This window comes from Rothia sp. P5764, from assembly GCF_048512965.1.
GTDB lineage: Bacteria > Actinomycetota > Actinomycetes > Actinomycetales > Micrococcaceae > Rothia.
On record NZ_JBLXXQ010000002.1, the window covers coordinates 335,714 to 348,673 of the forward strand.

The 12,960-nt window shown below is 55.2% G+C and carries 16 protein-coding genes; 2 read left to right on the top strand and 14 right to left on the bottom strand.

The features are described 5' to 3' along the window. Positions 1-2: 2 nt before the first annotated feature. Positions 3-872 carry a DNA-methyltransferase gene (locus tag ACN08Y_RS05170; RefSeq protein ID WP_419099802.1) on the bottom strand — a complete coding sequence of 290 codons (870 nt, stop codon included), beginning with the start codon at positions 870-872 and terminating at the stop codon, positions 3-5. Between the two features lie 167 nt (positions 873-1,039). Between ACN08Y_RS05170 and ACN08Y_RS05175 the strand changes: the two genes are divergently transcribed. After that, positions 1,040-1,345 (top strand): ArsR/SmtB family transcription factor, encoded by a 306-nt coding sequence (locus ACN08Y_RS05175; RefSeq protein WP_419099608.1) that lies wholly within the window; start codon positions 1,040-1,042, stop codon positions 1,343-1,345. Positions 1,346-1,365: 20 nt separating this feature from the next. Here the strand turns inward: ACN08Y_RS05175 and ACN08Y_RS05180 are convergent, their stop codons facing one another. Next, positions 1,366-1,503: a hypothetical protein gene (locus ACN08Y_RS05180; RefSeq protein ID WP_419099607.1), complete on the bottom strand. Its 138-nt coding sequence runs from the start codon at positions 1,501-1,503 to the stop codon at positions 1,366-1,368. A gap of 12 nt (positions 1,504-1,515) precedes the next feature. Beyond that, complete coding sequence (locus ACN08Y_RS05185; protein WP_419099606.1) at positions 1,516-1,653, bottom strand: hypothetical protein; 138 nt, start codon at positions 1,651-1,653, stop codon at positions 1,516-1,518. A 186-nt stretch (positions 1,654-1,839) separates the two neighbouring features. Between ACN08Y_RS05185 and ACN08Y_RS05190 the strand changes: the two genes are divergently transcribed. Further along, entirely contained in the window at positions 1,840-2,346 is a 507-nt protein-coding gene (locus tag ACN08Y_RS05190; protein WP_419099605.1) for a GNAT family N-acetyltransferase, read from the top strand. Between the two features lie 18 nt (positions 2,347-2,364). Here ACN08Y_RS05190 and ACN08Y_RS05195 read toward each other — a convergent pair whose 3' ends face one another. The 11 genes from ACN08Y_RS05195 to ACN08Y_RS05245 all read right to left on the bottom strand — a co-directional run bounded on the left by ACN08Y_RS05195 (position 2,365) and on the right by ACN08Y_RS05245 (position 12,942). Beyond that, positions 2,365-3,240: an SOS response-associated peptidase gene (locus tag ACN08Y_RS05195; protein WP_419112029.1), complete on the bottom strand. Its 876-nt coding sequence runs from the start codon at positions 3,238-3,240 to the stop codon at positions 2,365-2,367. Positions 3,241-3,248: 8 nt separating this feature from the next. Beyond that, the gene (locus ACN08Y_RS05200; protein WP_419112030.1) at positions 3,249-3,917 is read right to left on the bottom strand and encodes a lipoate--protein ligase family protein; all 669 of its coding nucleotides are present in this window, start codon (positions 3,915-3,917) and stop codon (positions 3,249-3,251) included. A 38-nt stretch (positions 3,918-3,955) separates the two neighbouring features. Then, a complete protein-coding gene (locus tag ACN08Y_RS05205; RefSeq protein ID WP_419105301.1) occupies positions 3,956-4,780 on the bottom strand; it encodes a GNAT family N-acetyltransferase in 825 nt (274 codons plus the stop codon). Positions 4,781-4,914: 134 nt separating this feature from the next. Continuing rightward, the gene (gene nrdF, locus ACN08Y_RS05210; RefSeq protein ID WP_419099601.1) at positions 4,915-5,889 is read right to left on the bottom strand and encodes a class 1b ribonucleoside-diphosphate reductase subunit beta; all 975 of its coding nucleotides are present in this window, start codon (positions 5,887-5,889) and stop codon (positions 4,915-4,917) included. Between the two features lie 180 nt (positions 5,890-6,069). Beyond that, positions 6,070-8,250 carry a class 1b ribonucleoside-diphosphate reductase subunit alpha gene (gene nrdE, locus ACN08Y_RS05215; RefSeq protein ID WP_419099600.1) on the bottom strand — a complete coding sequence of 727 codons (2,181 nt, stop codon included), beginning with the start codon at positions 8,248-8,250 and terminating at the stop codon, positions 6,070-6,072. Beyond that, entirely contained in the window at positions 8,214-8,675 is a 462-nt protein-coding gene (gene nrdI, locus ACN08Y_RS05220) for a class Ib ribonucleoside-diphosphate reductase assembly flavoprotein NrdI (RefSeq protein ID WP_419099599.1), read from the bottom strand. The genes nrdE and nrdI overlap by 37 nt, the downstream gene beginning before the upstream one ends. A 114-nt stretch (positions 8,676-8,789) precedes the next feature. Then, positions 8,790-9,023: a glutaredoxin-like protein NrdH gene (gene nrdH / locus ACN08Y_RS05225; RefSeq protein WP_419099598.1), complete on the bottom strand. Its 234-nt coding sequence runs from the start codon at positions 9,021-9,023 to the stop codon at positions 8,790-8,792. Positions 9,024-9,521: 498 nt separating this feature from the next. Further along, positions 9,522-10,607 (bottom strand): App1 family protein, encoded by a 1,086-nt coding sequence (locus ACN08Y_RS05230; protein WP_419099597.1) that lies wholly within the window; start codon positions 10,605-10,607, stop codon positions 9,522-9,524. 111 nt (positions 10,608-10,718) lie between these two features. Further along, positions 10,719-11,159, bottom strand: a complete 441-nt coding sequence (locus ACN08Y_RS05235; RefSeq protein ID WP_419105303.1) for a hypothetical protein — start codon at positions 11,157-11,159, stop codon at positions 10,719-10,721. Between the two features lie 126 nt (positions 11,160-11,285). Then, complete coding sequence (locus ACN08Y_RS05240; protein ID WP_419105304.1) at positions 11,286-11,741, bottom strand: 23S rRNA (pseudouridine(1915)-N(3))-methyltransferase RlmH; 456 nt, start codon at positions 11,739-11,741, stop codon at positions 11,286-11,288. Between the two features lie 13 nt (positions 11,742-11,754). Beyond that, entirely contained in the window at positions 11,755-12,942 is a 1,188-nt protein-coding gene (locus tag ACN08Y_RS05245) for a class I SAM-dependent methyltransferase (RefSeq protein WP_419112031.1), read from the bottom strand. Positions 12,943-12,960: the final 18 nt, after the last annotated feature.

Below are 12,960 nucleotides of genomic sequence, written 5' to 3' on the forward strand. Positions count from 1 at the left end.
TTTTAGACAGCCTTTGGGAGGTTTTGTGAAGCTTTAGCTCGTGATTTCTTAAAGGTGACGTCCAGACCGTCCACAGCTCTCAGGCGCTTGCGCATGACCTTAATGGCCTCGGGGTTCTGGTCAATCATCAGGAATTTACGGCCCAGCTCCGCACAGGCGTGCCCGGTTGTACCGGAGCCACCAAAGAAGTCCAGCACCCAGTCACCCTCGGCACTCGATGCCTGCACTATACGGCGCAGGATACCCAGGGGTTTTTGGGTGGCATAGCCAGTTTTTTCTCTACCGCTGGGTGAGACAATAGTGTGCCACCAAACGTCAGTGGGCAGTTTGCCAATCGCGGCTTTCTCTGCGGTAACCAGCCCGGGCGCCATGTAGGGCTCCCTATCAACAGCCAATGAATTGAAGTAGTAATTTTGGGGGTCTTTGACGTAGACCAGAATGTTGTCGTGCTTGGCGGGCCATTTTTTCTTTGACTTAGCACCGTAGTCATAAGCCCAGATAATCTCGTTCAAAAAGCATTCACGGCCAAAGAGCGCATCGAGTACCACCTTGGCGTAGTGCACCTCGCGGTAGTCCAGGTGCAGGTAGAGCGTGCCGCTGGGTTTGAGTAGTCGCCAGGCCTGCATGAGCCGGGGCTCTAGAAACTCCCAGTAGTTCTCAAATGAGTCTGAATAGCCGTAGATATCGCCCTTAATAGTCTCGTAAGTCTGGCCTTTATAGCCGACCCGGGTTCCGCTCTCAGCACGTACGGTTTTGATGCTCTGCCGCTTCTGGGTTTTACCCGTATTAAAGGGCGGGTCAATGTAGATGAGTTGGAAACTCTCTTCGGGCAGGTTTTTGAGCACGGCAAGATTATCGCCGTGAACCACCATGCTGGAACTATCTACTGACCACAAAGAACGTTTTGACACAAGCTATAGGATACCCCACGAGCTTCCCTACCCTTAGGGTATCCCCGCCACCGGGATCCAGCCAGTCTTCCTGATGAGCGGTTTGAAGCCCTTGACTTATAAAAATTTCTTTATATAAAATATTTCTTATGGATACCGCTGAAGAATACCCACTAGAGACCTACGAGCCCTCAGTGGCGCTCTTCTCGGCTCTAGCTCACCCCTTGCGGCTAGCTATGTGCCACCACATTATGGACCAACCCCATACGGTCAGTGAGATTCATAACTGCCTAGGGGTTTCCCAGCCCCTGGCCAGCCACCACCTCAAGCTCCTCAAAGAGGCCCAGGTTATTACTAGCTGGCAAGAGGGCCGCAAAACCTTCTACCAGCTAGCTGATCAACATATCAAACACATCATTCAAGATGTCCAACAACATACAAAGGAACAAAGATGAGCACCCTTAGCCACCGCGAATCAGAAGCCCACGCCCACACCCACGGCCCAGACTGCGGCCACCAGGCTATCATCCACCTGGACCATGTAGATTACCTGCACGATGGTCACGCCCACCGTGAGCACGAGGGCCACTACGATGAATGCAGCACCTGCCAATGCCAGGACTGCTCAGACATCTGCGCCACCTGCGAATGCAGTAACTGCGACTGCCCCACCTGCAACCACCAGAGTTGCCAGTGCGCAGAGTGCAGTGACAGTTGCGCCAACTGCCTCTGCGATAACTGCAGCTGCTCCACCTGCCAGCACGCAGCCTAAAAACTCTGGACCATAGAGCACCTACAGAGAAGGCCACAGGCGGCCCCCGGGAGCCGCAGGATAAAATTATCCTGCGGCTCCCGGTTTACTGAGGATAAGTAGGCAATCCCCCCTCAAGACGGTATTCTATAAATCACAAGTACAAAACTTGACATCCCCTGAGGAGGAGAGAAGAAGATGAGCGGAACAATTACCCTGGTATCGCAGACCTCTAAGTCGCATAAGCCTCTAACGGTAAACACTCGATGGGCGCAGCCACAGGATGCTCAGGATTTGGCTCGTTTGTACTTTGCCTCCTATGACGAGAACCGCTTTGGTTCCCAGTCAGAAGCTGAGCAAGAAATATCGAGCATCCTGCGCGGTGAGCACGGGGACTTCTATGCTGAAGCCTCCCCCGTCATCCTAGATGACCACGGCAGGATCATCGCCGCTGCGCTCTGCCTCAAAAACCGCATCGTGACCGAGCCCAAAAATATACCGACCATCTACGAGCTGTTCACTGCGGCCTCACGCCGCCGTGAGGGCCTGGCTGAGCAGCTGATTCGCCGGAGCCTGGATCAGATGTTTGCAGACGGCTACCAGCAGGTATCGGTATGTATTAGCGATAATAACGCTGCCGCGCTAGCTCTCTACCTGACCCTGGACTTTAACCGCTGGTTCCCTGAGCCCGAGGATATTATCTAGGCCTCCCGCAGCCTGCCTTTACAATCCGGTCAGTAGGTCCTCAACTGGCTCGATCAGGTAGCTGGCCTTATTGTGCACGTTACCCACGTCCTTACTGACCGGGTGCAGGGTCCAGGCAGAGAGCTGGGCGAAGGCTTCTTGGCGAATTGAGTCTAGCTCGGCTTCCGCGGCCTGTCGATACTGCGCTTTGAGGGCAGAGGTTGAGGGTGCTTGCCCGCCAGCGGGCCGACCTGCCTGCAACCAGCGGGTGAGACTGTCACTGGGGCTAATAGCTTTATCATCGGCGACAGAGAGAGGCACCGGTAGCCGGCTGTGTAGCTTCCCCAGTTCCTCTTCCATGGGGCTGGCATAGGCGGGGCTCCCTCCCACATCAGCCACAATTCCGGTGTCAAACTCACCATTGCCTGGTGAATCCATGGTGATAATGGAGCAGGACAGCAACCAGCTCTTGGCTCGACCCTCAAATACTTGACCGGGACCGGCAAAGTCTTCAGGAATCCGCCACCAGGAATACAGCCCCGCACAATAAATGGGTCTGCGGTCAGAACGGTGCACAAAGTAGGGTGTCTTGGCCTGTTTACCGCCAGCAGTGGTCTCGGTCTTCCATTCGTAGTAGCCGCTCATAGGGATTGCACAGTGCCCGGCTACAGCGGCATCACGGAAGGTGGGCTTAGTAAAAATAGTCTCGCTCCGGGCGTTAAAGGCACGGGAAGACTGCGCCGGGTCTTGAGCCCAGGCAGGTAGCAAACCCCAACGGGCACTGTGCAGTTCGCGCACAAAGCTACCGTTCTCAAGCCTATCGACCAGAATAGGCACGGAGGCTGTGGGTGCAACGTTGTAATTAAGGACTGGTTCAGCTAGCTCAACACCGGCCACATACTGGGGATGTTCCATAGCAAGCTCTAGGGCGTAGCGGCCACACATGAGAACCCCCCCTTTTCGTAGGCGTCAAGGAGGGCATCTTCGACATCATCAACGGTCACTAAAGGCTCAATGTCCTGGACTGCACCGACTGTTGCAGGGTCTAACGGTAGCTCTAAAGCCTGATAAACATCGCGAGTGACCGCGCGCAGGGGTGCTGAATCTTGCACTACTATCCCCGCTGAAAACCACCAGGCACCAGCGACAACCCGCTGAGCTGTTCCAACCAGTTTAACCTTCTTACCCTTGGACAGCTGACCCCAGACTGAATACTCACCGGGGCAGTACTCCCCCGCTATCTCTCCCAGGCCAGCCTCTACCCCCAGTGTTTCGAGCGCCTGAGCGAGTAAGTCCCCAAACTGCCGGTAGCGCAGGTGGTTGCCACTGACCGCATCCGGGTCGTGCTGAAAATGGTCAATGACCAGGCACCCCCGGTGGTAAGCGGCAGCTCGTCCGCCCACCCGCCGAACAAGGGGTTCAAAACCGTGTGCTTGCGCTAGCTGCGCTGCCTCTTCAAAGCCAGGATTGAGCTGATCCCTACGTCCAAAGGCAAGAGCAGCCGCAGGGCGGTAAAGCCTAATATGTGATTCTTCCTCCCCCCTGCCCACAGCCCTGACGGTTTCTAAAGCACGCTCAATCGTGTTGGCCATCCTCGACCCCTCTCGGCCAGGCCGCCGAATCTCTACCATTAGCTCACCGAAATTTCATTAAGACTGGTCGAGACAAACTCCCACCAGGCCGGGCGCAGACCGGCCTTCAGGGCTACCTGCTGGCTCAGGATATGTGAGGGGCTTGTACCGTAGAAAGGAACGAATCCTTCCAGCAGAATAGCAACTGCAAGTTCACGCACCAGATAAGAAGCCAGCCCCCTACCCCGGTACTCGGGGAGCACATCAATCCCAATTTGCCGGCACCAGTTGGAGTCTTCGCTAGCCCCTGAAAGAGCAACCACTTCGCCCCCGGCAAGGGCCCCCAGTACCTGGACATCCGGGCGGAGCTCCTTGAAACCCAGGGCATTTTCGAAGCGGCTATCGCCCCGGAATTTCTCGAATTCTTCCGGCTCAAGCCACCGGTACTCAAAGCCTGCGGGGGCAGACCGTTGTAGATTCTGTTCCTGCCAAAAATCTTTGCCGGGGGTATAGAAGAGCGAGGTACCGCTTAGCTGTAGCGCATAGGGGGTCAGGTAATCGTTGAGTTTGCGCAGTTCGGAGTAGTCCCCCACCCAGTTGCCGTTGTCCCCTGCTAGTAGGTTATCGGCGGCCTCGCGGACTCGCGGGTGCTGGGCGCAAATCACCGTCAGCCCTCGAAAGTTTATTAGCCTCAGCTCCCAGTGGTCACGGTAGCGGCGACGGGCCGGGTGCATTTGGTCCAGCGGTAGTCGAGGCGCAGAAAGCTGGGTGGAACCGTGCTGACGAGCTATGGCAATGGCCTGTTCAGGTAGGCACAAATCTACCGACAGTTGGGCGGCCAAAATTTCTTCTACAGCTACATAGCTGGTGATGGCGGCAGGCATAGCTCTCTTTCTCTGGCTATCTGGCTCGTCTCCTGGAGCGCGGGCAGCTACTGGTGAACGCACCTGTCATGCCTCTCCCCCGCTTGTGTGGGGTGGAGAGGCAGCTTTCTTCAGGTTAAACGTTGGGGCTTAGCTTAGAAGTCCCAATCCTCGTCCTCTGTGTTAACGGCCTTGCCGATCACGTAGGATGAGCCGGAGCCAGAGAAGAAGTCGTGGTTCTCATCAGCGTTGGGTGACAGGGCTGCCAGAATTGCCGGTGACACGTTAGTGACGGTTGCCGGGAACATAGCCTCGTAGCCTAGGTTCATGAGTGCCTTGTTGGCATTGTAATGCAGAAACTTCTTAACGTCCTCGCTCAGGCCAACCCCGTCGTAGAGTGAGTGGGTGTAGGCCACTTCGTTCTCGTAGAGTTCGTAGAGCAGGTCGAAGGTGTATTCCTTAAGTTCTGCCTGGCGCTCGGGGGTTTCCTTTTCAAGAGCGCGCTGGAACTTGTAGCCAATGTAATAACCGTGCACGGCTTCGTCCCTGATAATCAGGCGGATCAGGTCTGCGGTGTTGGTGAGCTTGGCACGAGAGGACCAGTACATGGGCAGGTAGAAGCCGGAGTAGAAGAGGAAGGATTCCAGCAAGGTTGAAGCTACCTTCTTCTTAAGGGGATCGCTGCCCTGGTAGTAGTCCATGACGATGCGGGCCTTCTTCTGCAGGTGCTCGTTCTCGGTGGACCAGCGGAAGACCTCATCGATTTCCTTGGTGGAGCAGAGCGTAGAGAAGATGGATGAGTAGCTCTTGGCGTGTACGGACTCCATGAAAGCGATGTTGGTGTACACGGCTTCTTCGTGGGCAGTTACGGCATCTGGCAGCAAGGAGACAGCGCCAACGGTTCCCTGGATGGTGTCCAGCAGGGTCAGGCCGGTGAAGACGCGCATGGTGAGCTGCTTTTCTTCCTCGGTGAGGGTCTTCCAGGACTGGACGTCGTTGGAGAGCGGCACCTTTTCTGGTAGCCAGAAGTTGGCGGTCAGGCGGTCCCAGACCTCTAGGTCTTTTTCATCTTCGATACGGTTCCAGTTGATTGCTTCAACGTGATGGACCAGTTCGACCTTCTCACTCATGGTGATGGGTTCTCCTCGCATGGGGGTGGTATGTGTGCCGGTGAGGGCACTTTTGTTTCTATTCTGTCACCCTACCGGGTAAAAAGCATGGTGACCTTGAGGCGGGTTTAGGGGTGCTCCCCCGCCGGGCTCGAAAAAGCTTGCTGGGCTTCATAGTCCAGCCCAGCAAGCTTCAAGCCTTTAGAGCATGCAGGACACGCAGCCTTCGACTTCGGTCCCTTCAAGAGCCATCTGGCGGATACGCGAATAGTAGATGGTCTTAATGCCCTTTCGCCAGGCATAAATCTGGGCCTTGTTGACGTCGCGGGTAGTTGCGGTGTCCTTGAAGAAGAGGGTCAACGACAGGCCCTGATCCACGTGCTGGGTGGCAACAGCGTAGGTGTCGATGATCTTCTCGTACCCGATTTCGTAGGAGTCCTGGTAGTAGTCCAGGTTCTCGTTGTTCATGTAGGGCGCGGGGTAGTAGACACGGCCCAGTTTGCCTTCCTTGCGGATCTCAATCTTGGAGGCAATCGGGTGAATCGATGAGGTTGACCCGTTAATGTAGGAGATTGAGCCGGTGGGCGGAACGGCCTGCAGGTTCTGGTTGTACATACCGTACTCGGCGACGTTGGCAGCCAGCTGCTTCCAGTCATCAGCGGTGGGTACAGAGTGTCCTGTAAAGAGTTCACGGGCTCGTTCGGTCTCAAAGTCCCAGGTTCCGTTGATGTACTTCTCAAAGTACTCGCCGCTGGCGTACTTGGACTTGTCGAACCCCGCAAAGGTTTCCTTGCGTTCACGGGCGATTTCCATAGAGGCGCGGATTGCGTGGTAGGTGACGGTGTAGAAGTACATGTTGGTGAAATCAAGTGCTTCTTCGGAACCGTAGTAGATATGCTCGCGGGCCAAGTAGCCGTGCAGGTTCATCTGTCCCAGGCCAACGGCGTGGCTCATGGAGTTACCGCGTTCGATGGAAGGTACGGAGCGAATATCAGACTGGTCTGAGACTGCTGTTAGCGCGCGAATTGCGGTTCCCACGGTCTGACCCAGATCACCACCGTCCATTGCCAGGGCAATGTTGAGTGAACCCAGGTTGCAAGAGATGTCCTTGCCAACGGTTGCGTAACCCAGGTCGGGGTTGTAAACCGAGGGCTCAGAAACCTGCAGGATCTCGGAGCAGAGGTTGGACATAATGATTTTGCCGTCGATGGGGTTGGCCTTGTTGACGGTGTCCTCAAACATGACGTAGGGGTAGCCGGACTCGAACTGGATTTCTGCCAGGGTCTGGAAGAATTCGCGGGCCTTGATTTTAGTCTTCTTGATGCGAGCATCATCGACCATTTCGTAGTACTTCTCAGAGACGTTGATATCTGAGAAAGGTAGGCCGTAGATACGCTCAACATCGTAGGGCGAGAAGAGGTACATGTCCTCGTTCTTCTTAGCCAGTTCGAAGGTGATATCGGGGATGACTACGCCCAGGGACAGGGTCTTAATACGGATCTTTTCGTCAGCGTTTTCGCGTTTGGTGTCCAGGAAGGAGTAGATATCTGGGTGGTGGGCGTGCAGGTAGACGGCACCTGCACCCTGACGGGCACCTAGCTGGTTGGCGTAGGAGAAGGAGTCTTCCAGGAGCTTCATCACGGGGATAACACCCGAGGACTGGTTCTCAATCTTCTTGATGGGTGCGCCGGCTTCACGCAGGTTGGTGAGCGCAAAAGCCACACCGCCGCCGCGCTTGGAGAGCTGCAGGGCCGAGTTGATGGAGCGTCCGATGGACTCCATGTTGTCTTCGATGCGCAGCAAGAAGCAAGAAACCAGTTCGCCACGCTGCTTCTTACCGGCGTTCAGGAAGGTGGGGGTCGCCGGCTGGAAACGACCTGCGATGACCTCTTCAACAATCTTGGTGGCAAGAGCCTGATCGCCCTCTGCTAGCAGCAGGGCTACCATGACCACGCGGTCTTCGAAGCGTTCCAGGTAGCGCTGACCGTCAAAAGTTTTGAGCGCGTAGGAGGTGTAGAACTTGAAGGCCCCCAGGAAGGTGGGGAAGCGGAACTTCTTGGAGTAGGCCAGTTTAGAAAGCTCTTTGACGAACTCGAAGGGGTACTTTTCGAAGATCTCTGGCTCGTAGTACTGGTGCTTGATGAGGTAGTCAATCTTTTCTTCTAGGTCGTGGAAGAAAACAGTGTTGTTGTTGACGTGCTGCAAGAAGTACTGGCGGGCTGCTTGCCGGTCAGCCTCGAACTGAATCTGGCCCTTCTCATCGTATAGATTTAGCAGGGCGTTGAGCTCGTGGTACCCCATGCCCTGGTATTTTTCGGGGGTGCTTGGGTCCTCGTGGCCTGGTTCTAGGCTGAGACCGGGTACAGGGAGTTTTGAGTCCAAAATTCTTCTAGTCCTTTTCGTACGGTGTCTACGTCTTCTTGGGTGCCCATCAATTCAAATTTGAAGAGCACCGGTACCTGACATTTAGCGGCGACTTTATCTGCTGCTACGCAGTAAAGGTCACCAAAGTTTGTGTTCCCGGCTCCAATGACTCCTTGTAGGAAACGGCGGTTTTCTGGGATGTTGAGGAACTTCAGCACCTGAGGTGGGATAGATCCGGCCCCTCCTGGACGCCCGTAGCTTGGTAGACAGAGGACGTAGGGGTGGTCTACTAGGGGTGGCTCGTCCTTGGTTTTCAGGGGGAGCCTGACACTGTTTATCCCGGTTTTCTGGATGAACTTGTGTGTGTTTTCAGAAACTGATGAGAAGTAAACGATAGTGGGTTGGCTCGTGATCTGTTCTGGTGTGTACTGGGGTTTTTCCATGAGCGCAGTCGCCTGGCCTGAGGTTGTAGTTACTGGGTTCTTGCCTGCTCTTATACGGCGGCAGTTCAAGGGGCCCTTGCTGGCTGTACAGTCCTCTAGAGCCCCAGAAGATTTTTAAGCGGCGAGTTCGGCTAGAGAGTTAATGCGGTCGGGCTGGAAACCTGACCAGTGGTTTTCGCCGGCGATCACAACGGGTGCCTGCAGGTAACCCATGCCCTTGATAAGTTCTAGCGCTGCGGGGTCCTCGGTGATATCAACGGTGTTGTATTCGACTCCGAGCTTATCGAGTGCGCGGTAGGTCATGTTGCACTGAACGCATGCTGGCTTGGTGTACACCGTTACGGTCATGGTGGGGTCTCTCCTTGGTATCCCGCTTGCGCAGGAAGTGACTGAAGCGAACAGCCCTTGCGAGCTGTGTGGGGGTGTTCTGGGGAGGAATCTCCCTTATCCCCCGAACCGGGATTTAATACTACATCTAGTGTTCAAAGCACGCACCTAGCCCAACATAGTGTGGTCTGTTACGAAAAAATTTTTGGTCGACGTCTATCCACAGGGCCTTCCGCGGGTTTCCGCGCTTTAAGGGGGTTATCCACATATTTATCGGTTACCGTAGCTCAGTTGCCCCATCATGTGAGTTACGATGCAGGCTCTGTTCCCGGGCTCGCACCGGGTGGCTAAAGCTACCGCGTATTTACAAGGGAATGGCGCTTAACCCTAAATTGAGCCTTGAGCCTTTAAGGCTTGTTGACCAAGATTTAAGAGATTTTTTTACCAAGGTGTGTCATCGAAAAAGCACCCTTGCCAGGCTTGACAAGGGTGCTTTTTAAGGTTTTGGGGGGACAAGGGCTACACTAGGCCGCGTTCTTTCAACTGCTCGTAGAGGGCAGTACCGTCATTGCCTTCCAGCCAGAGGTCACCTTTGATGATATCGCGGGCTCGATTATCGCCCCAGACACGGCCTGAGGAAAGGACCGATTCGCCAAAGGTGAGGTTACGAATCAGGATTGCTTCTACATTCTGGGGGTAGCGCACAGCAAACCCATTGTAGATTTCGGGGTCCCGCTGACCATCATCACCGATGAGAATCCACCGTATATTGGGGAACTCACCGGCAAGGCGTTTGAGGGCGTTTACTTTATGGAGCGATCCGGAGCGGAACCAGCGATCAGGGGTGGGCCCCCAGTCGGTGAGCAGGAAGGTGCCTTTGGGGTAGCCGTTACGGTGCAGAAAGCGGCGGAGGGTGGGGGTAACGTTCCAGGCACCGGTGGAAAGATACATGAAAGGCGCCTTGGGGTGAGCTCGGTGTAGGCGATCCATCATCACCGCCATGCCGGGGGTCGCACTCCTGGCGTGCTCGTTGAGCACAAAACTGTTCCAGGCTGCCACGAAAGGCCGGGGAAGGGCCGTGTTCATGACAGTATCGTCCACGTCGCAGATAATGCCCAGGGTTTGGTCTTCGGGTACGATGTAGACGCTGGTGGTTACCGGCTGGCTCCCCTCTGTGGACATCGTGACGTCGTGCAGACCGGGTGCAAGGTCCAGCTTGAGCTTCTCATCAATTACTCCCCCTCGGTCTGTATAAACTGTGTGGGTTAGACCGTCAATGGTGACGTTAATCGGGGCGTGAGAAATCGCTACCGAGGTAAAGGACCGCCAGCCCCGCACAGGGTCCACGGAGGGGTCGCCTTTTTCAACAGAGTCAAAGAACTCCTCAAACAGGTTTGTTTTGTAGAGTGCCCGTCCGAGTATCCGGACCCAACCTTGCCCACCGTACCCAACGCTGGGAACGAGGACGGGTTCAAGCCCGGTTTGGCGGGCACGTTTGGCTCGGAATGAGTGAATGTTATCGCCAACACGGTAAACGATGTTGGCGGCTTCGTCAGCTGCTTCTGCAACGATGGTTCTTAGTTCGTGCGCCCCGGGAGTGCTCATAGGGCTAGTTTTTCATATTCTTGCTCTCAACGCATATTTGGCTCGGCCTTAAAGCGTAAGGTGGGCACCGTCTGCGGCGCCCACCTGTGTGTGATGAGAGAGTGTTATTGGTTATGCAACATTGAGAACGCAGGTTGCGCTACCGGTGCCCTCAGCCGCGTTGTTGTGGTTAACATGCTCGCCTTCTTTAAGAGAGTAGCCGGTACCCTTAATAGCGCAGGAGACCTCGGCCTCAGCATCCTGAGCTGAAACTGAAATACGGAGCTGGGAACCTGAGAGGTCTGCCAGGTCGTCGAAGGTCAGCTTGTAGAAGTTTTCGCCTTCAAATTCTGTGCTGTTGCCCTCAAAACTAATCTGGTCCTGGTAAACAGTGACGGTTGCGGGTACTTCGGCGCCGTTATGTTCGGCAGTTACCTCAAAGGTGATGTCGTCACGGCCACCCCAGCCGTCAGTTTTTTCGAAGCCCAGGCCGGGAACAGTGGTTTGCGCACAGCCAGCGAGCAGGGCGGTCGCCGCAAGCGCGGATACTACGGTAACTTTTTTCTTTGCCATACATAAAAATATAGCCGGTTGGCAGGCTCTTGAGGTAATGCTACGCGCCGGGAGCTGACAGTTTGTGCTCAAAACTGTCTCAAGCTCCCTAGAAAGCTAAGTAACAATAACCTCTGAGACCCGACCCTATTGGTGGTGATAGGGGCGCCCAGCCGCAATTTCACCGGCCCGGTAAATCTGCTCGGTAATAATCAGTCGGACCAGCTGATGGGGAAAGACCAGCTCCGAAAGGCTCCATACAGTATTGGCGCGGGAACGCACTGTCTCATCTACCCCGTAGGCCCCACCGATCACCAGGACGATCCGTTTAAAACCCAGCTGTGCCTGAAGAACCCGAGATAACCCCGGGGAGCTGAGCATCTTGCCCCGCTCATCGAGCAGAATCAGGTAATCATCACGGTCAATTTTTTCCAGGATGCGCCGGGATTCTTCGGCACGAGCGGCTTCTTCTGCCAAAGATGAGTGCGGTAAATACTGCCAGGTCAGGTCCCAGGGCTTACGCAGGCGGGTTTCGTAGCGATCAATTCCGTCAGCAACCCATTTCTCGTGCTTCTTACCGATGGCAATAATTTTGATAGTCATAGTTTCTTTCTGCCTACTTCTTGCTGGCACTCAAGACGGTAAAGGTGGGTGTACGTTCCAGCTGGCGGGTATTGATGAAGAGTTCTTCTACCTGCTGGCGATAGCGAGCGTGCGAATTATGTACTAGATATAAGCGCCCACCGGGTGCCAGCACACGGTAAGCGGCTCTCAGGAGAGGACCAATCAAAGTAAGGTCCACCGCTGTTCCTACATGGAAGGGCGGGTTGAGCAGGACAGCATCTACGCTGGCATCAGGTAACCTACTCGCAGCGTCATCCCAGCTCACCTGTACGGCAGGGTTCTTAGTGAGGTTAACTGTAGCCGAGCGAATAGCGTCAAGGTCCAGGTCAGTGGCATAGAGCGCTGATACCCGGCACCCCACAGGTAAGCTACCCAAGATGTCCAAACTCACAGAGCCATTACCGCACCCTAAATCGAGCAGAGTTAATGGTCGTTTGTTCACAAGCTCATTATCGGAGCTTGCAAGGTCGCTAAGGAAGGCACGGGCTAAGAGCTGACCACCAGCATCGGGCTTACCGCCGGAGAACACCCCACCAAAAGCGGCGAGCGCACCAGCCAGCTTAGGTGGACTCCCCTGGGGTTTTGGTTCGGTTGCTAAGAGGCACCGGTGTTTGCCTTTGCCGCGCAGTCCACGAACGCTGGCGAAGCTCTGCCCCAGTGTCTCGTTAAAGGTGTGAACCATGTGTTTAGTATTACCGCCTACTAGCAGAGTTGCCCCGGCTCCCTTGGCCTGTTGGTAGGTGGAAAAATCGTAGCTGGTGTCCGCTAGTGCAGAGTGGCTCTTAGGTAGGTGCCCCAAAGCTAAGTTGCCCTGAAAGCTGTGGGCTACCAAAAAGTTGGTGAGGCCAAAGGTGCCTGGGTCTATCTCTCCTTTGTTATCGAGGCCGGCTATGAGGAGGCGGGCGGACGCTTCCTCCCCTAGGGTGTGAGCCGTGTGGAAGAGCTCTAGCGCTAGGTCATAGGAGCGTTGACGGCTGAGCACCCGCCCTCCGCGAGCAAGCACTAGGGCTAGTGACTCCAAAGTTAAAGCACCGGTGGGGTCATCGAGAATCAAGATATCCTGCCCCGGCCCCTTAGTAATCTGGCGCATGTCTTTGGAGTCAGCAAGAATGAGTCGGTCAAGGGCAGTGCCACGGGAGTCAGCCAGGGCTAGTATTTGCTTGCTCAGGAGGGTATTCACCGACCTATTATCTCACGG